General features: G+C 72.2%; 22 protein-coding genes. 10 read left to right on the top strand and 12 right to left on the bottom strand.

All coding sequences use genetic code 11. The annotated features are described in order from the left end of the window. Positions 1–9: 9 nt before the first annotated feature. The 3 genes from SCAB_RS35360 to SCAB_RS35350 all read right to left on the bottom strand — a co-directional run bounded on the left by SCAB_RS35360 (position 10) and on the right by SCAB_RS35350 (position 3,635). Positions 10–792, bottom strand: coding sequence for a 3-oxoacyl-ACP reductase (locus tag SCAB_RS35360; RefSeq protein WP_013004912.1), 783 nt, complete (start codon positions 790–792; stop codon positions 10–12). After that, positions 789–2,165: an aldehyde dehydrogenase family protein gene (locus SCAB_RS35355; RefSeq protein WP_013004911.1), complete on the bottom strand. Its 1,377-nt coding sequence runs from the start codon at positions 2,163–2,165 to the stop codon at positions 789–791. Before SCAB_RS35355 ends, SCAB_RS35360 begins: the two co-directional genes overlap by 4 nt. 111 nt (positions 2,166–2,276) lie before the next feature. Next, positions 2,277–3,635: a glutamine synthetase family protein gene (locus SCAB_RS35350; protein WP_013004910.1), complete on the bottom strand. Its 1,359-nt coding sequence runs from the start codon at positions 3,633–3,635 to the stop codon at positions 2,277–2,279. 105 nt (positions 3,636–3,740) lie between these two features. On the opposite strand from SCAB_RS35350, the gene SCAB_RS35345 reads away from it, so the two are divergent. From SCAB_RS35345 to SCAB_RS35335, 3 genes are all read left to right on the top strand, one after another. Then, positions 3,741–4,487, top strand: coding sequence for a FadR/GntR family transcriptional regulator (locus tag SCAB_RS35345; RefSeq protein WP_013004909.1), 747 nt, complete (start codon positions 3,741–3,743; stop codon positions 4,485–4,487). Positions 4,488–4,613: 126 nt separating this feature from the next. Next, the gene (gene eat / locus SCAB_RS35340; RefSeq protein WP_013004908.1) at positions 4,614–6,053 is read left to right on the top strand and encodes an ethanolamine permease; all 1,440 of its coding nucleotides are present in this window, start codon (positions 4,614–4,616) and stop codon (positions 6,051–6,053) included. 92 nt (positions 6,054–6,145) lie between these two features. Next, the gene (locus SCAB_RS35335) at positions 6,146–6,838 is read left to right on the top strand and encodes a gamma-glutamyl-gamma-aminobutyrate hydrolase family protein (protein WP_013004907.1); all 693 of its coding nucleotides are present in this window, start codon (positions 6,146–6,148) and stop codon (positions 6,836–6,838) included. Positions 6,839–6,858: 20 nt separating this feature from the next. On the opposite strand, the gene SCAB_RS35330 is transcribed toward SCAB_RS35335, so the two are convergent. Further along, positions 6,859–7,782 carry a LysR family transcriptional regulator gene (locus SCAB_RS35330; RefSeq protein WP_013004906.1) on the bottom strand — a complete coding sequence of 308 codons (924 nt, stop codon included), beginning with the start codon at positions 7,780–7,782 and terminating at the stop codon, positions 6,859–6,861. A 70-nt stretch (positions 7,783–7,852) separates the two neighbouring features. On the opposite strand from SCAB_RS35330, the gene SCAB_RS35325 reads away from it, so the two are divergent. Continuing rightward, entirely contained in the window at positions 7,853–9,055 is a 1,203-nt protein-coding gene (locus SCAB_RS35325; protein WP_041670023.1) for a TDT family transporter, read from the top strand. Here the strand turns inward: SCAB_RS35325 and SCAB_RS35320 are convergent. Further along, positions 8,982–9,725, bottom strand: a complete 744-nt coding sequence (locus tag SCAB_RS35320; RefSeq protein ID WP_037725602.1) for a helical backbone metal receptor — start codon at positions 9,723–9,725, stop codon at positions 8,982–8,984. The genes SCAB_RS35325 and SCAB_RS35320 overlap by 74 nt on opposite strands. Positions 9,726–9,732: 7 nt before the next feature. Continuing rightward, positions 9,733–10,314 carry a helix-turn-helix domain-containing protein gene (locus SCAB_RS35315; protein ID WP_013004904.1) on the bottom strand — a complete coding sequence of 194 codons (582 nt, stop codon included), beginning with the start codon at positions 10,312–10,314 and terminating at the stop codon, positions 9,733–9,735. A 723-nt stretch (positions 10,315–11,037) separates the two neighbouring features. On the opposite strand from SCAB_RS35315, the gene SCAB_RS35310 reads away from it, so the two are divergent. Further along, complete coding sequence (locus tag SCAB_RS35310) at positions 11,038–11,967, top strand: 5'-3' exonuclease (RefSeq protein ID WP_231885295.1); 930 nt, start codon at positions 11,038–11,040, stop codon at positions 11,965–11,967. Positions 11,968–12,132: 165 nt separating this feature from the next. Beyond that, positions 12,133–12,975 carry a siderophore-interacting protein gene (locus tag SCAB_RS35305; RefSeq protein ID WP_013004902.1) on the top strand — a complete coding sequence of 281 codons (843 nt, stop codon included), beginning with the start codon at positions 12,133–12,135 and terminating at the stop codon, positions 12,973–12,975. Positions 12,976–13,157: 182 nt separating this feature from the next. On the opposite strand, the gene SCAB_RS35300 is transcribed toward SCAB_RS35305, so the two are convergent. Further along, a complete protein-coding gene (locus SCAB_RS35300) occupies positions 13,158–13,958 on the bottom strand; it encodes an N-formylglutamate amidohydrolase (RefSeq protein WP_037725601.1) in 801 nt (266 codons plus the stop codon). 242 nt (positions 13,959–14,200) lie between these two features. Between SCAB_RS35300 and SCAB_RS35295 the strand changes: the two genes are divergently transcribed. The 4 genes from SCAB_RS35295 to SCAB_RS35285 all read left to right on the top strand — a co-directional run bounded on the left by SCAB_RS35295 (position 14,201) and on the right by SCAB_RS35285 (position 18,506). Next, a complete protein-coding gene (locus SCAB_RS35295) occupies positions 14,201–15,718 on the top strand; it encodes an amino acid permease (RefSeq protein WP_013004900.1) in 1,518 nt (505 codons plus the stop codon). A 154-nt stretch (positions 15,719–15,872) separates the two neighbouring features. Then, entirely contained in the window at positions 15,873–16,487 is a 615-nt protein-coding gene (locus SCAB_RS49460) for a DUF6192 family protein (protein WP_408054977.1), read from the top strand. Next, a complete protein-coding gene (locus SCAB_RS35290) occupies positions 16,433–17,449 on the top strand; it encodes a terpene synthase family protein (RefSeq protein ID WP_013004899.1) in 1,017 nt (338 codons plus the stop codon). The genes SCAB_RS49460 and SCAB_RS35290 overlap by 55 nt, the downstream gene beginning before the upstream one ends. A gap of 79 nt (positions 17,450–17,528) precedes the next feature. Next, positions 17,529–18,506, top strand: a complete 978-nt coding sequence (locus tag SCAB_RS35285) for a pseudouridine synthase (RefSeq protein WP_078580366.1) — start codon at positions 17,529–17,531, stop codon at positions 18,504–18,506. On the opposite strand, the gene SCAB_RS35280 is transcribed toward SCAB_RS35285, so the two are convergent. The 5 genes from SCAB_RS35280 to SCAB_RS35260 all read right to left on the bottom strand — a co-directional run bounded on the left by SCAB_RS35280 (position 18,503) and on the right by SCAB_RS35260 (position 23,163). Then, on the bottom strand, positions 18,503–19,972 hold the full coding sequence (locus SCAB_RS35280; RefSeq protein WP_013004897.1) for a cytochrome P450: 1,470 nt from the start codon (positions 19,970–19,972) through the stop codon (positions 18,503–18,505). The genes SCAB_RS35285 and SCAB_RS35280 overlap by 4 nt on opposite strands. 132 nt (positions 19,973–20,104) lie before the next feature. Then, positions 20,105–20,728, bottom strand: coding sequence for a GTP-binding protein (locus SCAB_RS35275; RefSeq protein ID WP_013004896.1), 624 nt, complete (start codon positions 20,726–20,728; stop codon positions 20,105–20,107). Next, on the bottom strand, positions 20,709–21,125 hold the full coding sequence (locus SCAB_RS35270; RefSeq protein WP_013004895.1) for a DUF742 domain-containing protein: 417 nt from the start codon (positions 21,123–21,125) through the stop codon (positions 20,709–20,711). Before SCAB_RS35270 ends, SCAB_RS35275 begins: the two co-directional genes overlap by 20 nt. Beyond that, entirely contained in the window at positions 21,122–21,529 is a 408-nt protein-coding gene (locus tag SCAB_RS35265; RefSeq protein WP_013004894.1) for a roadblock/LC7 domain-containing protein, read from the bottom strand. The genes SCAB_RS35270 and SCAB_RS35265 overlap by 4 nt, the downstream gene beginning before the upstream one ends. Next, on the bottom strand, positions 21,526–23,163 hold the full coding sequence (locus tag SCAB_RS35260) for a sensor histidine kinase (RefSeq protein WP_013004893.1): 1,638 nt from the start codon (positions 23,161–23,163) through the stop codon (positions 21,526–21,528). Before SCAB_RS35260 ends, SCAB_RS35265 begins: the two co-directional genes overlap by 4 nt. Positions 23,164–23,205: the final 42 nt, after the last annotated feature.

Genomic DNA, 23,205 nt, shown 5'->3' with positions numbered 1-23,205 from the left:
GAAGGGCGCCTAGAGCGGGGTGACGTACGCGCCCGAGATACCGCCGTCGACCAGGAAGTCGGTGGCGTTGACGAACGACGAGTCGTCGCTGGCGAGGAACGCCACGGCGGCCGCGATCTCGGTGGCCTCGGCGAACCGGCCGACCGGGATGTGCACGAGCCGGCGCGCGGCCCGCTCCGGGTCCTTCGCGAACAGCTCCTGCAGCAGCGGGGTGTTGACCGGTCCCGGGCAGAGCGCGTTGACACGGATGCCCTCGCGCGCGAACTGCACGCCCAGCTCCCGTGACATGGCCAGCACACCGCCCTTGGAGGCCGTGTACGAGATCTGGGAGGTCGCCGCGCCCATACGGGCCACGAAGGACGCGGTGTTGATGATCGAGCCCTTGCCCTGGCGCCGCATGTACGGGATCGCGGCCTTGCAGCACAGGTACACGGAGGTGAGGTTGACCTCCTGGACCCGCTTCCACGCCTCCAGTCCGGTCTCCAGGATGGAGTCGTCGTCGGGCGGCGAGATCCCCGCGTTGTTGAAGGCGATGTCGACGCTGCCGTAGGTGTCGAACGCGGTCTTGAACAGCGCGTCGACCTGCTCGGCGTCGGTGACGTCGACCTTGACGAAGAGCCCGCCGACCTCCTCGGCGGCCGCCTTGCCGCGGGCCTCGTCCAGGTCGCCGCAGACGACGTGCGCGCCCTCGGCGGCGAGCCGGCGTGCGGTGGCGAGGCCGATGCCGCTGCCGGCACCGGTGATGACGGCTGTGCGGCCGACCAGGCGGCGGCAGATGTTTTCTGAGGTCACTGTGCGGAGCCCTCCGTGCTGATGAAGACGTTCTTGGTTTCGGTGAAGGCGGTCAGGGCGTCCGGGCCGAGTTCACGGCCGATGCCGGACTGCTTGAAGCCCCCGAAGGGGGTCCAGTAGCGGACGCTGGAGTGGGAGTTGACGGACAGGTTGCCCGCGCGGACGGCCTGGGAGACGCGCAGCGCGCGCCCGACGTCCCGGGTCCAGATGGAGCCGGACAGGCCGTAGGGGGTGTCGTTGGCGAGGCGGATCGCGTCGGCCTCGTCCTCGAAGGGGAGGACGACGGCGACGGGGCCGAAGACCTCCTCGGCGGCCACCGGCGCGTCGGACCCGACACCGGTGAGGACGGTCGGCGGGAACCAGAAGCCGGGTCCCTCGGGGGCCTTGCCGCGGATGCCGGGCGCGTCCGGGTCGACGTACGCGCGGACCCGGTCCAGCTGGACCCGGGAGATGAGCGGGCCCATCTGCGTGGCCTCGTCGGCCGGGTCGCCGACCCGGACGGACTCGATGCCGGGGGCGAGGAGGTCGAGGAAGCGGTCGTAGGCGGAGCGCTGGACGAGGATGCGGGTCCGGGCGCAGCAGTCCTGGCCGGCGTTGTCCAGGAACGCCATGGGGGCGGCCGCCGCGGCGGCCTCCAGGTCGGAGTCGGCGAAGACGATGTTGGGGCTCTTGCCGCCGAGTTCGAGGGTGACGCGCTTGAGCAGGGCCGAGCCCTTCGCCAGCACCTGCTTGCCCACGGCCGTCGATCCGGTGAACACGATCTTCGCGACGCCGGGGTGCTCGACCAGGGCGTTGCCGGTGACGCGGCCGTGGCCGGGCAGCACCTGGAACAGGCCCTCGGGGAGCCCGGCCTCGCGGGCCAGCTCGGCGAGACGCAGCGCGGTGAGCGGCGTCGTCTCGGCGGGCTTGAGGAGTACCGCGTTGCCCGCCGCGAGCGCCGGGGCGACGCCCCAGGCCGCGATGGGCATCGGGAAGTTCCACGGGGCGATGACACCGACGACGCCGAGCGGTTCGAGGATGGTGACGTCGAGACCGCCGGCCACCGGGATCTGCCGGCCGGTGAGCCGCTCCACGCCGCCCGCCGCGTAGTCGAGCAGGTCCCGGACGTTGCCGGCCTCCCAGCGGGCGTTGCCGAGGGTGTGTCCGGCCTCCCGGACCTCCAGCAGCGCCAGTTCCTCCAGGTGCTCGTCCACGGTCACCGCGAAGCGGCGCAGCAGCCGGGCACGGTCGCCGGGAGCCAGGGCGGCCCACTGCCGCTGGGCCTTCGCCGCCAGGGTGACGGCGGCGTCGACGTCCGCCGCCGTGGCGGCCGGGACGGTGGCGACGACCTCCTCGGTGGCGGGGTTCAGTACCTGCAGCTCATGCTCGGACAAGACGGGGCCTCTCACGGCGGGTGGGTCACGGGCGGGCCCGGTGACGCGGTGGCTCGGGGATGCGCTCGGCGCTTCAGGGCGTACGTGGGGGCTGAGGGCGTGCGCGGGGGCTCACAGACGTTCGAAGGATCGGCGCAGCTCCCAGTCGGTCACGGCGGCGTCGAAGGCGGCCAGCTCGACGCGGGCCATGTTGGCGTAGTGCGCGACGACCTCCTCGCCGAACGCGGCCCTGGCGATGGGGCTGTTCTCCCACAGCTCGGCGGCCTCGCGGAGGGTGGTCGGCACCTGGTCGTACCCGGCGGCGTAGGCGTTGCCCGTGCACACCTCCGGCAGTTCGAGCTTCTGCTCGATGCCGTACAGCCCGGCCGCGATCAGCCCGGAGACGGCGAGGTGCGGGTTGACGTCACCGCCGGGGAGCCGGTTCTCGAAGCGCATCGAGCGGCCGTGGCCGACGACGCGCAGCGCGCAGGTCCGGTTGTCGTACCCCCAGGCCACAGCTGTCGGCGCGAAGGAGCCCGGCTGGAACCGCTTGTAGGAGTTGATGTTGGGCGCGTAGAGCAGCGAGAAGTCGCGCAGCGCGGCGAGCTGGCCGGCCAGGAAGTGGCGCATGACCTGCGACATGTCGTGGCCGTCGGCCATGACGTTGGTGCCGTCGGCGTTCGCGAGCGAGAGGTGGATGTGACAGGAGTTGCCCTCGCGCTCGTTGTACTTCGCCATGAAGGTGAGCGAGACGCCCTCCTGCGAGGCGATCTCCTTGGCGCCGGTCTTGTAGACCGCGTGCTGGTCGCAGGTGACCAGGGCCTCGTCGTACTTGAACACGATCTCGTGCTGGCCCGGGTTGCACTCGCCCTTGGCGGACTCGACGGTCAGCCCGGCGGCCTCCATCTCGTTGCGGATGCGCCGCAGCAGGGGCTCGATCCGGCCGGTGCCGAGGACCGAGTAGTCGATGTTGTACTGGTTCGCCGGGGTCAGGCCCTTGTACCCGGCGTCCCACGCCTGCTCGTAGGTGTCCTTGAAGACGATGAACTCCAGCTCGGTGCCCACGTTGGCCGTGTAGCCCAGTTCGGCGAGGCGTTCCAGCTGGCGGCGCAGGATCTGGCGGGGCGCGGCGACGACCGGCGAGCCGTCGTTCCAGGCGAGGTCGGCGATCAGCATCGCCGTGCCCGCGTTCCACGGCACCCGGCGCAGGGTACTCAGGTCCGGGTGCATGGCGAAGTCGCCGTAGCCGCGGTCCCAGGAGGACATCGCGTAGCCGTCGACGGTGTTCATCTCGGTGTCGACGGCAAGGAGGTAGTTGCAGCCCTCGGTGCCATGGGCGAGCACGTCGTCGAGGAAGAAGCGCGCGGCGAACCGCTTGCCCTGGAGGCGCCCTTGCATGTCGGGGAACGCCAGGACGACAGTGTCGATCTCACCTGCCGCGACGAGGGCGTGCAGCTCCTCGACGGTGAGCGGGGGTGTGCGGTCTGCCACGGGAAAGCCTCCTAGGGGCTTCTTCGGCCACCCCGGAGGCATTCAGCCATCCGGGAGCCATAAGGTATTACCCGTAACCATTAGTTGGGAAGGGGCAACGTCCACATGTCGCAGACAGGGGCGGAACCGGGCACTCCCTGGGCCGACGACCGGCTGGCGTCGGTGCTGCGTCCGGTGCGGGCCGGCAACGGCTTCGAGGAGGCGCTGGAGCAGATCCTCCAGGTCGTCCGGCTCGGCCTGGTGCCGGGCGGCGAACGGCTCCCGGCGGAACGCGAGTTGGCGGAGCGGCTCGGGATCAGCCGGGTGACGCTGCGCGAGGTGCTCAAGGTGCTGCAGGACCAGGGCCTGATCGAGGCGCGGCGCGGACGGTACGGCGGCACCTTCGTCCTGCCGCGCGTGGCCACTCCGGGCGAGGACGAGCTGCGCCGCCGCCTGAAGGGCATCGACGTCGAGGACACGCTGCGCTTCCGCGAGGTGCTGGAGGTGGGCGCGGCGGGGCTGTGCGCGGCACACGGTCTGACCAGCGAGGAGGTCGACCGGCTGCGGACGGCCCTGACCCGCACGCACAACGCGCCGCTCACCGACTACCGCCGCCTGGACACCCTTCTGCACCTCACCATCGCCGAGCTGTCCGGCTCCCCCTCGCTGGCGGGGCAGTACGCGGCCGTCCGCGCGGGCGTCAACGACCTGCTGGACTGCATCCCGCTGCTGGTGCGCAACCTGGAGCACTCCCAGCAGCAGCACACGGCCCTGGTGGAGGCCGTGCTGGACGAGGACGCAGAGGCGGCGCGGGAGATCATGCGGGAGCACTGCTCCGGCACGGCGGCACTGCTGCGCGGCTTCCTCGGATGAGCGAGTCCGCGCCGCTCGGCCTCCTCCGATGAGCACGTATTTACGCTCGCTTAACGCAGGGGTATTGCTTTTCGGCCACCCACCCCACAAAGGTATGGATCCATTCCTTTGAGTGGGGAGAGCGCCATGTCCTTGAAAGACGCGGACACCGCCGATGCGGCGGACGACTACCTGGAGCGCCGGACGCTCCGCCGGGGCAGAGCCGGCTGGGTACTGCTGACCGGCCTCGGCGTCGCCTATGTCGTCTCCGGCGACTTCTCCGGCTGGAACCTCGGTCTGGCGAAAGGCGGCTTCGGCGGTCTGGCGATCGCCACGGTGCTGATGGGCACCATGTACGCCTGTTTGGTCTTCGCCCTCGCCGAACTCTCGGCGATCCTGCCCACGGCGGGCGGCGGCTACGGCTTCGCACGCCGGGCGCTCGGCCCGTGGGGCGGCTTCCTGACCGGCACGGCGATCCTGATCGAGTACGTGCTCGCCCCGGCCGCCATCGTGATCTTCATCGGCGACTACGTCGAGTCGCTGGGCCTGTTCGGCCTGACGTCGAGCTGGCCGGTCTATCTGTTCTGCTTCGCGTTCTTCATCGCCATCCACCTGTGGGGCGTCGGCGAGGCGCTGATCGCGAGCTTCGTCGTCACCGGCTTCGCGGTCTTCGCCCTGATCGTGTTCGCCGTGGGCGCGCTGCCCGACTTCAGCGTGGCCGCGCTCGACGACATCCCGGTCGACACCTCGGCGTACGGCGCCAATTCATGGCTGCCGATGGGGTTGCTCGGCATCTGGGCGGCGTTCCCGTTCGGCATGTGGTTCTTCCTGGGCGTCGAGGGCGTGCCGCTGGCCGCCGAGGAGACCAAGGACCCGGCCCGCGCGCTGCCGAAGGCGATCCGCTGGTCGATGGGCGTCCTCGTGGTGCTGGCGGTGATCACCTTCTTCGCCGCGGCCGGCGCGCGCGGGTCCGCCGCCATCCAGGACGCCGGCAACCCGCTCGTCGAGGCGCTCCAGCCGGACGGCAAGGCCACCGCGCTCAGCCGGTTCGTGAACTACGCCGGTCTGGCCGGCCTCGTCGCCTCGTTCTTCTCCCTGATCTACGCGGGCTCCCGGCAGCTGTTCGCCCTCTCCCGGGCCGGCTACCTGCCCCGCGTGCTGTCGCTCACCAGCAAGCGCAAGGCGCCCTACCTGGGCCTGCTGGTGCCGGGCACGATCGGCTTCGCGCTGGCCACCGCCACGGGGGACGGCGGCCGGATGCTGAACATCGCCGTCTTCGGCGCCACGATCAGCTACGCGCTGATGTCCCTGTCGCACATCGTCCTGCGCCGTCGGGAGCCGGAGCTGGAGCGGCCGTACCGTACGCCGGGCGGGGTGCTGACCTCGTCGGTGGCGCTCGTCCTCGCGTGCTCGGCGCTGGTGGCGACGTTCCTGGTGGACGTGACGGCCGCGATCATCGCGCTCGTCGTGTATGCGGTGGCGGCGGCCTACTTCGGTCTCTACAGCCGCAGGCACCTGGTGGCGAAGGCGCCGGAGGAGGAATTCGCCGCGCTGGCGGCCGCCGAGGCAGAGTTGGCGCGGGACTGACCGGGTTCCCGCGTTCCACGGGCGCCCCGGGCGCCCTCAGTCCCACGAGTCCCACAGGTTCCACAGGTTCCACGAGCAAGGAGCAAGCCGGCGTGACCAGGCCGCTGATCGGTGTGAGTACGTATCTGGAGTCCGGCGCACGCTGGGGCGTGTGGGAGCTGGAGGCGGCGCTGCTGCCGGTCGGCTACCCCCGGCTCGTGCAGGCGGCGGGCGGCATCGCCGCGATGCTGCCGCCGGACGACCCGTCGTACGCCGCCGACGCGGTCGCCCGCCTCGACGGCCTGGTCATCGCGGGCGGGCCCGATGTGGACCCCGCCCGCTACGGCGCCGAGCGCTCCCCGCGCTGCGGCCCGCCCGCGCCCGCGCGCGACGCGTGGGAGCTGGCGCTGATCCGGGCGGCGCTGGACGCCGGCACGCCCCTGCTCGGCATCTGCCGGGGCATGCAGCTCCTGAACGTCGCGCTCGGCGGCACGCTCGTCCAGCACATCGAGGACCACGTCGTCGCGGCCGGCGTCGTCGGCCGCCACGCGGTGAAGCCGGTACCCGGCACGCGGTACGCGGACATCACCGCCGAGGAGGCCGAGGTCCCGACCTACCATCATCAGGCGGTCGACCGCCTCGGCGCCGGTCTGGTGCCCTCGGCCCACGCCTCGGACGGCACGATCGAGGCCATCGAACTCCCCTCCCCCGCCTGGGCCCTGGGCGTCCAGTGGCACCCCGAGATGGGCGAGGACACCCGGGTGATGCGCGCCCTGACGGAGGCGTCGTCCTGCCGGGTGGGCTGATTCCCCGGCGCCTGCCGGCCTCAGTCGGCCGCGGGTGCGCGGGTCAGGCTCAGGAGGTCCCGGGCCGGGCCCGTGGGGCGGTGGCCGGTGGGCCAGACCGCGCGGAGGGATCGTCGCAGGCGTACGCCGTGGACGGGGATGGGGACCAGACGGCGGGCGGAGAGTTCCTCGCCGAGGGCCAGCTCGCTCAGGACCGCGGGTCCGGCGCCGCTCAACGCGGAGGACTTGACCGCCGTGGTGGAGGACAGCTCGATCAGGGGGCGCGCGAGGCTGCCGAGCGCCCCCTCCAGGACCTGCCGGGTCCCGGAACCCTTCTCCCGGAGGATCAGCGGCGTGGCGGCCAGTTCGGCCGCCTCCACGGGCTTGCGGCGGCGGGCCCACGGATGGCCTGGCGCGGTCACGACGATCAGGTGGTCGTGCGCGATCACGGCCGCGTCCAGTCCGGCCGGCACCGTGGGCCCCTCCACGAACCCCAGGTCGGCCTCGTCGGCGAGCAGCCGCTCCGCGACGACGGTCGAGTTGCCCGCGAGGAGCGACACCGCCGTGTCGGGGCGGGCGGCGCGCAGCGCGAGGAGCCAGCCGGGCAGCAGGTACTCGGCGATCGTCATGCTCGCCGCCACCCGCAGCCGGGAGTCGCGCCGGTCCCGCAGCGCCTGCGCGCCGGCGTCGAACGCCTCGGCCGCCTCCACGATCCGCCGGGCCCAGTCCGTCACGAGCGCCCCCGCGTCGGTGAGCCGGGACCCGCGCGGCGACCGGTCGACGAGGGCGACGCCCAGCTGCCGTTCCATCGAGCGGATCCGGCTGCTGGCGGCGGGCTGGGTGATGCCCAGCTCCCGCGCCGCCCGCCCCAGCGAGCCCAGCCGGGCCACGGCCAGCAGCAGTTCGAGGGCCCCGAGATCCGGCACCCGATGGGCCAGCCCGCCCCGACCCTCACGCTCGCTCATAACCCCAGCTTATGTCCCCATACAACGGGACTCCCTGGTGGGCCCCGCCGGACTTCGCGACGCTCGGCACATGGCCACCGCAGTCCGCCCAGCCCGGTCCACCCGCCCCTCCACGACACACCCCTCCGCGCCCCACTCCGGCACACGCCTCGGCGCACGCCCCCGCTACTCCGCCCTCCGCCACCTCGGCCCCCACTGGTACGCCCCGGTCATGGGCACCGCGATCGTGGCCTCCGCCGGCGCCGGGCTTCCCCTGGACCTCCCTGGCCTGCGGACGGCCTGCGCGGCCGTGTGGGCGCTCGCGCTCCTCGCCCTGGTCACCGTGCTCGGCGCCCGCGCGCTGCACTGGACCCACCACCGTGACCAGGCCCGCGCCCACCTCCTCGACCCGGCCGTGGCTCCCTTCCACGGCTGCCTGTCCATGGCCCTGCTCGCCGTCGGCGCCGGCGCCCTCGTCGTCGGCCGGGACTGGATCGGGGTCCGGGCGGCCCTCGCGCTGGACGTGGTCCTCTTCGGCGCCGGCACGGTCACGGGTCTGGCGGCCGCCGCCGTGGTGCCGTATCTGATGATCGTCCGGCACCGGATCGACCCGGCCGGGATCACCCCCGTCCTTCTTCTCCCCCTGGTCGCGCCCATGGTGTCCGCCGCACTCGGCCCGCTGCTGGTCCCGTACCTGCCGGCCGGTCAGGCGCGGCAGACTCTGCTGCTCGGCTGTCTCGCCCTGTTCGGGCTGAGCCTGCTGGCCACCCTGCTCGTGCTGCCGCTGGTGTTCGGCCGGCTGATCACGGCGGGGCCGCTGCCGCTCGCTCTCACACCGAGCCTGTTCCTGGTCCTCGGCCCGCTCGGGCAGTCGGCCACCGCCGTCGCCCACCTCGCCGACGCGGCCCCCGGCGCCGTACCGGCCCCGTACCCGCACGGCCTCACCGCGTTCGCCGTCCTCTATGGGGTGCCCGTCCTGGGCTTCGCGATGCTCTGGCTCGCGCTGGCCGGGGCGATGGTCGTGCGCGCCCTGCGGCGGGGCATGGGCTTCTCCCTGGCGTGGTGGGCCCTCACCTTCCCGGTGGGCACCTGTGCGACCGGCGCGCGGGGGCTGGCCCGGCTCACCGGGCTCGTCGCCCTGGACGTCCTCGCAGTGGCGCTGTACGCGCTGCTGCTGGCGGCGTGGGCGACGGCGGCCGTGGGCACCGTGCGCGGACTGGTCAGCGGCGGGCTGCTCGCAGCGCCGCGCCCAGCACCCGCGGAGCCTCGGCCAGCGACGGCCCGTACCAGGTGAGGTGGCGTCCGCTGACCAGGGCGCACGGCACTCCGGGGAACGCCTCGGGTCCGTCGTCGGCGGTGAAGCGGTACGGCTCGTCCGGCAGGACCACGACGTCCGGCGCGGCGGCCCGCAGTTCCTCGACGGGGACCCGGGGATAACGCTCCGCGTGCCCGGCGTACAGGTGGTCCACACCGAGGCGTGCGAGCACGTCGCCGGCGAAGGTGTCCCGGCCGAGGACCATCCAGGGCCGCCGCCAGACGGGCACCACGGCGGTCGCACGAGGGCCGGCACCGGCCACCGCGTCCGGCGGCGCGGACCACGCCGACTCCGCCGCGTCCAGCCAGCCCGGCCGGGAACGGGCTCCGCAGGCCCGCAGCACCCGGTCCAGTTCGCGGAAGGCGCCCGGCACGTCGCGCACCTCGGTGACGAGGACCTCCACACCCGCCTCCCGCAGGGCGGCGAGATCGGGCTCGCGGTTCTCCTCCTCGTTGGCGATCACCAGGTCGGGGCCGAGGCGGGCGATGACATCGGTCTTCGGGTTCTTGGTGCCGCCGATGCGTACGACGTCGAGATCACCCGGGTGGGCGCACCAGTCGGTGGCGCCGACCAGCACGCCGGGCAGCGAGGCGGCGACGGCCTCCGTCAGCGACGGGACGAGGGAGACGACACGGGACACGGAGCGCACGCCGGCCTCACGAGCCCCGGCGGTGACGGTCTTCCAAAGCCTCGATGTGGTCCGCGACGGCCACCACGACCACCCGGGTCTCCGGTTCCGTGGCCCGCCAGCGATGCCGTACGCCACCGGACATGTACAGCGTGTCGCCGCGGCCGAGGCGGTGGGCACGGCCCTCGGCCTCGACCTCGACCGCGCCGTCGACGACGTACATCAGTTCGTCGTTGCGGTGCTGGACCTCGCGGCCCTCGTCGTGGTCGCCGGTGAACTCCATGGCGTGCAGCTGGTGATGACCGCGCACCAGGGAGCGCGCGTAGGAATCGGGGGGCGTGAAACCGTCCTCGTCGGCCGCCCGTACGACGTCGACGCTGCACGCCGGGTCGGCCGCGGCGAGGAGTTCGACGGCGGTGGTGCCGAGGGCGTCGGCGATGCGCTCCAGGGAGGGCCTGCTGGGCCGCGCCCGCTCGTTCTCGACCTGGCTGAGGAAGGGGACCGACAGACCGCTGCGCTCGGCCACGGCGGCGAGGGTGAGCTGCTGTGCCCGACGCCGCCGCCGGACGGCCGCGCCCACCCGAAGGGGCTGTTCTTTGTGGTCGCCCATCGCTCCGGCTCCCTCCTCAGCTCGTCGGTCGGCTCACGGACGCCCACCGCCGGGCTCGCGAGCGCTCACTGGTCCGGTGACGGATGTCCACCCGTCCGGCACTCGTCGGGAGCACTTCTCCTGAGGAGTTCTCTGCACCCTACGCATGTTCGGCAAACCGTTTCACGCGCCCGCCACATCCCCGTGCACGGGCGGAGGGTCCATGCTCACACTTCGCGCCAGCCCCGTCACCGTCCCGCCCGGGTTTTCCCGGACCTCTCGGGCTTCCACGGGGAAGCGGGCGCCGGCTCGGCGACCGCGCCGGGTCGCCGCGCCGGTACATCCCGTCACCGGACCGGTGGCACGCACTCCCGCGCCCGCCGGAACCGTCCCGTGCAGCCACGACACGGTCCGCCGGGCCGCCCGCTCTCTCCTCCGGCCGTGAAGTCGCCCACCGGGCAACGCAGTTGACGGTCCGCATACGACCCATCCCACCTGCATGAAGGGGCGCCCGAACCGGGGCGGCCGGGGCCCCTGAAGGGTTGTCCGGATCTTTCCCGTACTCCTGTACGGAACCACGCCGGTCCGTTCGGGGCGACCGCGCACGGCAGCGCAGGGCGGCGCCCGGCGGCGCACGGCGGCCGTCGCAGCCGGCGCGCGCGCCCGGCCCCCCGCGTCGCCGGGGGTGCCCGGCCGGTGCGTGCCGGTTGCGCCGGGAGCCGGGTGTCGGTGGTGTACGGCATGATGCGGGGCGTGACCCGACGCCTGATGCTTCTCGACACCGCCTCGCTGTACTTCCGCGCCTACTTCGGGGTGCCGGAATCCGTGAAGGCCCCGGACGGCACCCCGGTGAACGCCGTGCGCGGGCTGCTCGAATTCATCGACCGCCTGGTCAAGGACCACCGGCCGACGGACCTGGTGGCGTGCACGGACGCGGACTGGCGGCCGCAGTGGCGGGTCGACCTGATCCCCTCCTACAAGGCGCACCGCGTCGCCGAGGAGCACGAGGCCGGACCGGACGAGGAGCAGGTCCCGGACACCCTGTCGCCGCAGGTGCCGGTGATCGAGGCGGTCCTGGACGCCCTCGGCATCGCGCGCGTGGGCGTCGCCGGATACGAGGCGGACGACGTGATCGGCACCTTCACCGCCCTCGCGAAGGACCCCGTCGACATCGTCACCGGCGACCGCGACCTGTACCAGCTGGTCGACGACGCGCGCGAGGTGCGGGTGCTGTACCCGCTGAAGGGCGTGGGCACCCTGCAGCTGACCGACGAGGCGTGGCTGCGCGAGAAGTACGGAGTCGTCGGGCGCGGGTACGCGGATCTGGCCCTGCTGCGCGGCGACCCGAGCGACGGGCTGCCCGGCGTGCCGGGCATCGGCGAGAAGACGGCGGCCAAGCTGCTCGACCAGTTCGGCGACCTGGCCGGGATCATGGCGGCGGTCGACGATCCGGCGGCGAAGCTCACGCCGTCGCAGCGCAAGAGGCTCGACGAGGCGCGCCCCTATGTCGCGGTGGCGCCCAAGGTGGTCCTGGTGGCGGCGGACGTCCCCCTGCCGGACGTCGACACGGCCCTGCCGCACGCACCGAAGGACCCCGCGGCGCTGGAGGCTCTCGCGGAGCGCTGGGGGCTCGGCGGATCACTGCAGCGGCTGCTCGGTACGCTGCAGGCATAGGCGCGCGTCCCGCAGCTGGGGCGTACGCCGGAGGGTTGGGGGCACTTCGGTGGTGAGGACTCTGAGGCGCGATTCACCTCGTGAAGTCCTCGCACACGCCACGTGCGTGAGGCTTCAACGAGGGGGAGATGCTAACTTAGGCAAGCCTTAGCCAGGGAGGCCGTCATGGCAGAGCGTCCGGTACGCAGGACCCCGAAGCCCCACTCCGCGCGAGTCGTCCGCACCGAGCGGCTCACCCCGCACATGCAGCGCGTCGTACTCGGTGGCGACGGCCTCGCCGAGTTCTCACCGCGCGGCAGCACGGATCACTACGTGAAGCTCCTGTTCGGCCCCGAGGGTGTCACCTACCCGGAGCCGTTCGACCTCGAGCGGATCCGCGCGGAGTTCCCCCGGGAGCAGTGGCCCGTGACCCGGACGTACACCGTGCGCGCCTGGGACCGCGAGCTGGGCGAGCTGACCCTCGACTTCGTGCTCCACGGCGACGAGGGCATCGCCGGCCCCTGGGCCACCCGTGTCCGGCCGGGCGAGCTGATCCGTTTCCTCGGCCCCGGTGGCGCCTACGCGCCCAACCCGGAGGCGGACTGGCACCTGCTCGTCGGCGACGAGAGCGCCCTGCCCGCGATCGGCGCGTCCCTGGAGGCCCTCCCCGACGGCGCCCGCGCCCACGCGATCGTCGAGGTCGCGGGCCCCGAGGAGGAGCAGAAGATCAACTCCGATGTGGACGTCGTCTGGCTGCACCGCGGCGACCGTCCCGTCGGCGCGGCGCTGGTCGAGGCCGTGCGCGCGCTCAGGTTCCCCGAGGGCCGGATGCACGCCTTCGTGCACGGCGAGGCGGGCTTCGTGAAGGAACTGCGCCGCCTGCTCCGCGTCGAACTCAGCGTCCCCCGCGAGGACTTGTCGATCTCCGGCTACTGGCGGCTCGGCCACGACGAGGACGGCTGGCAGGCGTCGAAGAAGGAGTGGAACGCACGGGTGGAGGCGGAACAGGAGGGCACGCCGACGGCGTGACCCCCGGGCCCGGCGACCGCCGCGTCCCACGGGACCCGCACACGACACCGGCGGCCCCGGAACCGTGCGGGACCGACCGACCGCCCGACCGCCCCGCCTTGTCCTGTCCTGCCCTGCCCTGGCGACGCGGGCGGCAGGGCCGCGCGGGTGACCGTCGAGGTGTGCGACGGCCCTGGGCGCCCTCAGCCGTTCGTGAGCACGTCCACCAGCACGGCCAGCGCATCCCCCAGCGCCCCGACCCCCGGCCCCGCCGCCCCGCCCGGCTCGGCCATGTAGACGTCGCGCCGGATCTCGATCATCAGCGCGCTCACCCGCGGATCCTTCCCGTAGTACTTCAGCGGGACGTACGTGCCCGCGAACGGGCTGTCGACACCCGTGCCGCCGAAGCCGGCGAACGCCTCCTCGGCGGCGGCCAGCACATCCGCCGGAGTGTGGAAGGGATCGGTGCCCAGACAGACAGGCGGGCGGGGGCCGTCGCCGTGCAGCTCGTAGGGCAGCGGCTCACTCGGATACGAGTGGACGTCGACGACCACGGCCCGGCCCACGGCCTCCAGCCGGCCGGTCACCGCGGCGGTCACGGCGTCGGCGTAGGGACGGAAGCAGCGCTCGACGAGCGGCCGCCCGTCGTACCCCGGTTCGCGAAGGGGTTCCTTGTGTGTGGTCCGCGTGTAGACGGCCCCCATCCCCACCGCCAGCATCTCCTCACGCTCGTCCGGGAAGCGCTCGGGGTCGACCACCAGCCGGGACAGCCCGTTGACGAACCTCCAGGGCCGCGCGAGCGACCGCCCGGCGGCCCGCTCGGCGATCCGGTCCGTGTACGCGTCGGTGATGTGGTCCAACTCCCGCTCCAGCGCGGCGTCGTCGAGCACGATCTCGGCCCGTACCTCGGCCGGGACGACCCGTGAGCTGTGCGGCACGTGCAGCAGCACGGGCGATTCGGGCGCGCCCGGGAGGAGGCGGTGGGGGAGCGGCGCGTGCGTCATCCGGGGATCCTCGCACGACATCGCGACACCCCTGACGGCGATGCACGCGGCCCCGATGGTGCGGCGGGCGCCCCCGACGGTGCGGCGCGCGCCCCGGCGCGGGCGTGAGGATTTGGGCCCCCTGCGGACACGGTCGTGTGACACGCGCGACACAGGTCTCCCCTAATTTCTGTCGCCCGACAGGAATTCGCGCCGCTCGTGCGCGAAGGCTCGCGCCGCTCGTGCGAAAGCAGGTTGCCGCCATGACGAGCACCGCCCCCGACGTCCGCCCGGAGCCGCCCCGCTCCCCCGACGACGCCTCCCTGAACGAGTTCGGCTACCGCCAGGAACTGCACCGCAGCCTGGGCAGGTACGCCTCGTTCGCCGCCGGCTTCTCCTTCATCTCCGTCCTGACGACCGTCTTCCAGTTCTTCGCCTTCGGCTACGCGTTCGGCGGCCCGGTCTTCTTCTGGACCTGGCCCGCCGTCCTGGTCGGCCAGTTGCTGGTGGCCGCCTGCTTCGCGGAACTGGCCGCGCGTTACCCGATATCGGGCGCGATCTACCAGTGGTCGTCCCGGCTGTCGAACCCGACCTTCGGCTGGTTCGCCGGCTGGATCATGGTGATCGGACAGATCGTGGTGGTCGCGGCGGCCGCGCTGGCGCTGCAGATGGTGATGCCCGCCATCTGGCCGGGCTTCCAGATCGTGGGCGGCGACCCCGCGCCCACCACGGCGACGGGCGCGGCCAACGCTGCCGTGCTGGGGGTGATCCTGCTGGCCCTCACCACGTTCGTGAACATCCTCGACAACCGGGTGCTGTCCGTGATCAACCGGGTCGGCGTGACCGCGGAGATCATCGGCGCGATCCTGATCGTCGTCCTCCTCCTCACCCACTCCGAGCGCTCCCCCGGCATCACCTTCCACACGGCCGGAGAGGGCACCGACCTCCTCGGCGCCCTGCTGGTCGGCTCGTTCACGGCCGCGTACGTGATGATCGGCTTCGACAGCGCGGGCGAGATGAGCGAGGAGACCCATCACCCCCGCCGGGTGGCGCCCCGCACGATCCTCACGGCGCTCGGCGCGGCCGGTCTGCTCGGCGGCCTCCTCGTGCTGGCCGGTCTGCTCGCCGCGCCCAGCCTGACCGACGGCCGTCTGGGCGTGGACGGTCTGAGCTACGTCCTGACCAGCAGTCTCGGTGACGGAGTGGGGCGGCTGCTGCTCGCCGACGTGGTGGTGGCGATCGCCGTGGCCACGCTCGCGATCCAGACGTCGGCCGGCCGCATGCTCTTCTCGATGGCCCGCGACGGCCGCCTCCCGTTCGCCGCGCGGCTCGCCGAGGTCAACCCGCGCACGGGCATGCCGACCGCCCCCGCCCTGGTCGTCGGCGTCCTCGCCGCCGCCCTGCTGCTCCTCGACCTCGCCTCGCCGGAGGCGTTCCTGGCGATCGGCACCACCTGCATCGTGATGCTGTACCTGGCGTACGCGATGGTCACCGGCCCGCTGCTGATCCGGCGTCTGAAGGGCACCTTCCCCTCCCCCGGCACGGACGAGACCGGCCGCCCCCTGTTCTCCCTCGGCCGCTGGGGCATCCCCGTCAACGCCCTCGCCGTGCTCTACGGCCTCTTCATGACCGTCAACCTGGCCTGGCCCCGCGCGGAGGTCTACGACCCGGCGGGCGGCCACTGGTACTTCCAGTGGTTCACGGTCCTGTTCCTCCTCCTCACGGTGACCACCGGCCTCCTCCATCACCTGACCCGGAACCGCCGGGCGCGCTCGGTGTAGCGCTCGGCCCGCCCGGCATCGTCAAATCCTGTCCGCGTCGTCAAGTCCCGCCCTGCGTCGTCGTGTCCCGTCCCGGAGGCGTACTGCTCCCCCGGCCGCCGCACCGGCCAGGCACGGGCGGCGCGCCGGGCGGAGTGAGACGCGGGGCCGCTCCGTGCGCGGGCGCGCGCGCCCTTTCGGACGACCTCGGCACACCGCATGGTGCGAAGTGGTGCGCCGACGGGGCGCGTTGACACCGGGGAAGCCTGGCCGGTTTCCACCTTCCAGGGCCCTCACGGCGACGCGAACTGTTGACAAATCCGTTTTGTACCGCCTCCTCGGCCCCGACGGCCGTACGCCGAGGTTGACGCAGGACAGCGCTCAGCGGATGGTGGTTTGGAAGGTCAATTCCCCGGAGAGCGTCCAGAGGAAGGTGGGGTCGTCTCCTGACCTTGTCGCCGACGGCATGATCGCGGCGATGGTGACCCACGGACTCCCTGCACCGTCTGTCGGCCGCCTCGAAGATCATGGCCGACGACACCGCCCGGCACACAGGCAACTGGTTTCGGTCCGACCGGCTCCCGCCGGCCGCCCGAAAGCGTACGCAAGTCCACGGCGCCGCGGCGGCGGCGCAGGGAGCACAGCGCGTGGTTCATGGACCTGGTGGCGGCAGCGCGCCGTCGGCCCGGGTCAGAGGGCGGTGCAGAGGCCAGTCGTCACAGACAGGAGGCAGCCGTGGCGGACACCTTCCAGATACCCTCGTTCTACATGCCGTTCCAGGCCCGGGTGAACCCTCATCTGCGGGAGGTCCGTCCGCGCGTTCGCGCCTGGGCGCACTCCATGGGATTACTCGAGCCGCAGCACACCGAATCGCACCACGGCGGGTGGAGTGCCGAAACCTTCGACCGGGCGGACTTCACCCGCTTCACGGCCTTGACCTATCCCCACACCTCCGCCCGCGAGCTGGAGTTGCTGTCCAGCTGGCACAGCGTGATCTGGTGCCTGGACGACATCTTTCTGCCCTGGTGCGAGGCCCTCGGCAAGCGGGAGCAGATCCTGGACCGCATCGAGCGGCTGATGGACTTCCTCCCGGTCGGGACACACCCCGCCGGCGCGGGACCGGTCCCGAAGGAACCGTTGGAACACGCCTTGTCGGACCTGTGGCGCCGTACGGCACCTTCGGCCTCGCTCGCGTGGCAGTTCCTCTACACCAGGTCCGTACGGCAGTTCCTCCAGGCGTCGCTGTGGGAGACGGAGAACCTCACACGACAGCGGTACCCCGACGTCATAGAGCAGACGGAGATGCGACGCGACTACGGCGCGGCCGGCTGCAGCGCGCTGCTGATGGAGCACTCGCTCGGCTGGGAGATCACCGAGGACATCCGCGCGACCCGCTCGTTCCGCGTCCTGACCGACGCGTTCCGTGACACCGTCGATCTGCACAACGACATCGTGTCCTACCCCAAGGAGGTCCGTGAGGGTGTCGCCAGGAACAACATCGTCCGCGTGACGCAGGAACTGCACGGCCTGCCGCTCCATGAGGCGGTCTCGTTCGTCAACCGCATCCTGACCGGCCGGGTCAGGACCCTGGACGAGACGGTCAGGACGGACCTTCCGCAAACACTGCACGATCTGCGCACCAGCCAGCACACCCAGCGCGCCGTGCTCCGCCACGCCCGTGCCATCCAGGGCTGGGCGGCGGGCTCCTACCACTGGCACGAGGACACCGACCGATACCGGTGCGCCGCCTGACCCGGTACGGCACACGACCGCGGGACCGTGACGGGGACCGTCGGCCCTCCGGCCGGCCGTCCCCGTACGCTTGATCGTGATGAGACGCAGAAGCCCGGCTCCCCCCGCGCCCCTGCCGCAGCGCGACGGTATCGACCCCGTGCGGGTCAGGCTGCCGCAGGGGTCCGCGTGGGCGACCGTGCGCGATCACCTCGTGGAACGCCTCGCGGCCGGGGCCGGGGTGATCGACGGCATGCTCGACGCGGGACTGATCGTGGACGCCGACGGACGCGCGGTGTCACGCGAGAGGGCGTACGTACCCGGCATGTCGGTGTGGTTCCACCGGGACCTCCCGCACGAGGTGCCGGTCCCCTTCCCGTTGGACATCGTGTACCGCGACGACCACATCGTCGTCGTCGACAAACCGCACTTCCTGGCCACCACACCGCGGGGCAGCCACATCACGGAGACGGCACTCGCCCGGCTGCGCCGGGAGCTGGCGGTGCCCACGCTGAGCGCCGCCCACCGTCTGGACCGGCTCACCGCCGGACTGGTGTTGTTCACCGTCCGCCCCGGGGAACGCGGCGCGTACCAGTCGCTGTTCCGCGACCGGCTCGTCACCAAGGAGTACGAGGCCGTCGCCCCGTACGACCCGTCGGTCGTCCTGCCGTGCACCGTACGCAGCCGGATCGTGAAGGAGCGCGGGGTGATGGCGGCCCGCGAGGTGGAGGGCGAACCCAATGCCGTGAGCGGTGTGGAACTGCTGGACCGGCGGGCGGGCGGACCGGCTCGTTACCGGCTGCTGCCCCGCACCGGGCAGACACACCAGCTGCGGGCGCACATGGCGTCGTTGGGCCTGCCGATTCTCGGCGATCCGCTGTATCCGCTGGTGCGGGACCCCGTGCCGCCCGGCGACTTCCGGCGCCCGCTGCAACTGCTGGCACGCGCGCTGGAGTTCACCGATCCGGTCACGGGGCTCGCCCACCGGTTCGTGAGCGGGAGGGTGCTGCAGGCCTGGTCGTCGTACGAGACGTGGGCCGAACCGGCCCCGAGGACCAGGCCTGACGGCATCTCCTAGCGGCCGCTCAACCACCGCAGCGCGCGGCGCAGGAGACCGGGACGGCCCTTCGGTTCCGCATCCGGGGCCGGTGTCGCCGGCCGGGGCTCGGGGGAGGCGGCCTGGAGCGGGGTGTCCGGGGTGACGGTCTGCCGGCCCTCGCGCTGCGCCGGCACCGGGCGGCCGACGGGCCGCAGTTCGAGAGCCTCCCGCTCCTTGGGCTCGAAGCGCACCGGGAGCCTGACCAGGTGCCGGGTCGAGATGGAGGCCCGCCAGCGCAGTTCGCTCTCCTCGCAGTTGAGCCGGATGTCGGGGAGACGTGCCAGCAGCGCGTCGACGCCGACGTCGGCGATGGCACGGCCGGTGTCCTGGCCGGGGCACTCGTGCGGGCCGCCGCCGAAGGCGAGGTGCGACCGGTTGCCCTGCATGTTGGCGGTGAGGTCGGGCCGCACCCGCGGATCGACGTTGCCGGGCGCGATGCCGAACAGCAGACCGTCGCCCTTGCGCACACGCTGACCGCCCAGCTCCGTGTCCTGCTTGGCGAAGTAGGCGAGCTGCGTGCTGAACGGCGGCTCGTCCCACAGGGACTGCTCGACCGCCTCGGGCACGGTCATCTGGCCGCCCTTCAGCTGGGCACGGAATCCGGGGTTGGTCAGCACCACGCGCAGCACGTTGGCGAGCAGGTTGGTGGTGGCCTCGTAGGCGGCGATGAGCACGACCCGCAGGTGCTGGCCCACCTCCTCGTCGGTGAGCCGCGCCGGGTGGTTGATCAGGTGGCTGGTGAAGTCCTCCTGCGGCTCGGCCCTGCGGCGCACGGTGAGCCGCATGAGGGCTTCCATGATGTAGGCGTTGCTGGCGATCGCGGTCTCGGTGCCCTTGAGCATGTCCCGGGCGGCGTGCACGATCTGGTCGTTGTACTCCTCGGCCATGCCGAGGATCTCGCACATCACCGCCATCGGCAGATGCTCGGCGAACTGGCCGACCAGATCCGCCTCGCCCTCCTCGCAGAACTCGTTGACGAGTTGCTGGGTGTAGCGGTTGATGCTGCGCCGGATGCCCCGGAAGTTGATCGTCGACATGGCCCCGGTGACCGCGCCGCGCAGCCGCAGATGCTCGTCGCCCTCGGCGTGGCAGCAGATGGGCTGCCACGCGATGTGCGGCATCAGCGGGTTGTCGGGCTTGAACGTGCCGTCCTGGAGCTTGTTCCACAGACGGGTGTCTCGGGAGTACTGCGACGGCGTACTCACCATGTGCATGTTCTCCCCGTGCCCGAGCACCACCCAGATCGGCACGTCGTCGTGGAGCAGGGCCGGAGCCACCGGGCCGTGCTCCGCGCGGAGCTTCTCGTACACGGCTCCCAGGTCCTCCGCCTCGGGGCCGTAGAGGCGGCGGATCCCGCCGGGGCCCGTGCCGTGGGCGGGGCAGCCGGGGGGCGGCCCGAGGGTGGGGTCGTCCGTGCCGGTGAGGGAGTGTGATTCAGGCGTCACGGTGATCGCTCCGAGCTGAGGTGGATCCGGTGTCTGTGTCGGGAAGGCCGCCGGGGGCGTACGGCGTGCACGGTTCGTACGGGGCGTAAGAGATGCCTGGGATGTACGGGGCGTACGGGGATCGGGCGCGAGTCATGCCGACGCCGCCCCCGACATCGCCAGGGAGTGCAGGAAGGTCGTGAGGGTCATCAGGACGTCCCGGCTGGACGCCCGGCGGCGCGCGTCGCAGCGGATGATCGGGATCTCCGGGGCCAGGTCGAGGGCCTGACGCAGTTCGTCGAGGGCGTAGCGCGGCGCGTCGGGGAAGTCGTTGACCGCCACGACGAAGGGCACGTCCCGCTCCTCCAGGCGGCCCATGACGTCGAAGCTGACCTCCAGCCGCCGCGTGTCGACCAGGACGACGGCGCCCAGGGCACCCTCGAACAGGCCGTTCCACAGGAACCAGAAGCGCTCCTGGCCGGGGGTGCCGAACAGGTACAGCACCAGCTCGTCGGTGATGCTGATGCGGCCGAAGTCCATGGCCACGGTGGTGGCCGTCTTGGACTTGGAGCCGTAGTTGTCGTCGACGCCGACACCGGCCTGCGTCATGGTCTCCTCGGTCGTCAGCGGCCTGATCTCGCTGACGGACCCCACCATGGTCGTCTTGCCGACGCCGAAACCGCCCACGATCACGATCTTCGCCGCGGCCTGCGCGGTGTGCGGCAGGTGGTCCTCGGTCCGTGGACCCGTGATGGTGTCAGAGCTTTTGAAGTCCATGCATCACCGCTTCGAGGAGGGAACGGTCGGCCCGCGCCTGCCGGACGACCGGTGCGCGTGCCTGGACCAGTTCGGCCGTCAGCAGCTCGGTGAGCAGGACGGTCACCACGCTGATCGGCAGGTTGAGGTAGGCCGAGATCTCGGCCACGGACAGAGGTGCCTCGCAGATCCGCAGCAGCGCGGACTGCTCCGGGGCGGCGGACGGCGGCGGGTCGGCGCGCGCCACGATCAACGTGACGAGGTCGATCGGGGCCCGTTCGCCGTCCTCGCCGGTGAGGATGTAGAGCCGCTCGGGGGCCCGGCGCTCCCCCGCCCCGCTCGGGGGACCGTCCTCGGGCGGCGGCGGAGGCGGCGGTTCGTGCTGGGGCTGGCGCCGTTGGCGACGCGGAGGCGTCATACGGTCTGGCCGTTCCGCCGGGGCGGACTGGTGAGGTGGGAGCCGATGCGGTCGACGAGGTCGCGCATGCGGTTGCTCATCAGTCCGGGTTCGGCGACCTCGTTGGCGAGCACCGCGAGATAGGCGTTGGAGCCGGCGGCCATCATGTAGAAGTAGCCGCCGTTGATCTCGATGATGACCATCCGCATGTGGCCGTCGCTCTGCGGGATCTCACCGGCCACGGCGCCGGCCAGGCTCTGCAGTCCCGCGCACGCCGCGGCGACCCGGTCGGCGGCGTCCGGGTCGCCGCCGTGGCGGGCGATCCGCAGGCCGTCGGCGGAGAGCACGACGATCTGCTGGATGCCGGGTACGCCGTCGGCCAGATCCTTCAGCAGCCAGTCGAAATTGGCCCGTTGCTGGATCACTTGAGGTCCCCCTCGTCGTCGGCCTCGGTGCGGGCCGGCTCGGTGTTCGCGGTGCGTGCGGTGGACGGCCTCGGGTCGTCCGGGTGGTTCCTGAAGGCGTTCGGGTCGGGGTCGCCCTTGAGTCCGGCCATGAACGCCTCGACCCACATGCCGGGCGGAGGCTGCTCCTTCTCGGGTACGGGCTCCTGCCACACGGGGGCGGCGGCCATGGCGGCCTCGGCCGCGGCCTCCGCGGCGGCGGCCTCGGCGTAGCGCTGGCTGAGCGGGATCTTGCTCCGGCTGCGGCGCTGCGGCAGGCCGTTGGCCGTCCACTCGGTGACGACGGGAACGTCGTCGTCCGTGCCCTGGCCCATGTCCTCCGCGGAGCTCGGGATGCGCGGTCCGGTGGTCGGGCGGCGGCGCTTGGCCTTGCGGTTGGGGCCTTCGACGCCGTCGGTGTCCATGGTCGTCACGGCGCCGGCGCCGATGCCGTGGGCGAGGCCGGGGGCGGGCTCCTCGGTGAGCAGGTTGCGCGGTACGACGACGACGGCGCGGACACCGCCGTAGGCGGACGGCCGCAGCGAGATCTGCATGTTGTACATGGTCGACAGCCGGCCGACGACGGCGAGGCCGAGGCGCGGGGTGTCGCCCATCTCCTGCATGTCGATGCCCTGCTGGGCCTTGGCGAGCATGTCCTCGACCTTGGCGCGGGTCTCCTCGCTGAGGCTGATCCCGCCGTCCTCGATCTCGATGGCGATGCCGGTCTGCACCTCCACGGCGGTGACGTGCACCTTGGTGTGGGGCGGCGAGTAGCGGGTGGCGTTGTCCAGGAGTTCGGCGCAGGCGTGGATGACGGGCTCGACGCCCACACCGTCGACGTTGACCTTGGCGATCGAGTCGAGCTCGATGCGGCGGTACTCCAGGATGCGGGACATGGCACCGCGCAGCACGCTGTACAGCGGGACGGGCCGGGACCAGACGCGGCCGGGGCGGCCGCCGCCGAGGACGGCGATGGAGTCGGCGAGGCGGCCGATCAGGGCGGTGCCGTGGTCGATGCGCAGCAGGTCGTCGAAGACCTCGGGGTTGCGCCCGTGGTCCTCCTCCATCTCGCGGAGTTCGTTGTTCTGCTGGTGGACGATCGCCTGGACGCGGCGGGCGATGTTCACGAAGGACCGCTGCGAGGAGTCCCGCAGCGCTTCCTCGCGGTCGACGATGGTGAGCAGGGTGCGCAGCAAATCTCGCTGGGAGGCCGGGAGTTCGCGCCACTCGGTGTCACCGTCGACGACGTGACGAATCACCTCTGAGGGGGATTCTCCGGTGCGCAGCCGGTACAGCGTGGCGGGCAGGATCTCCTTGCCCAGCCGGGTGAACTCCTGGTCGTGGGCGGCGATCCGCTGTTCGAGGAGCGCGGTCCGCCGCTGCTGTTCGGCGCGCAGTTCCCGGACCGCGCGACGGCCGCCGCGCACCGCGAGGACGGCGACCGCGGTGAGCAGGAGCGTCGCGGCGGCTCCGCACAAGCCGACGGCGAGCCGGACCGGCCCCGTCACCAGCGGGACGGTGGTTCCGGTCGCCGCGGCCATCAGTATCGCCGGTAGCGGAAGCAAGCGTGCGTAGGGAAGTTCACGGCCACCGGGAGGCGATTGAACACTCACCATGTATGCCCTCTAAAGACGGTTCGGCTGATGGTCGGGTGACTT

It is taken from the genome of Streptomyces scabiei 87.22 (genome assembly GCF_000091305.1).
In the GTDB taxonomy this organism is placed as follows: domain Bacteria; phylum Actinomycetota; class Actinomycetes; order Streptomycetales; family Streptomycetaceae; genus Streptomyces; species Streptomyces scabiei.
This window is presented reverse-complemented; position numbering and strand designations above follow the sequence as displayed.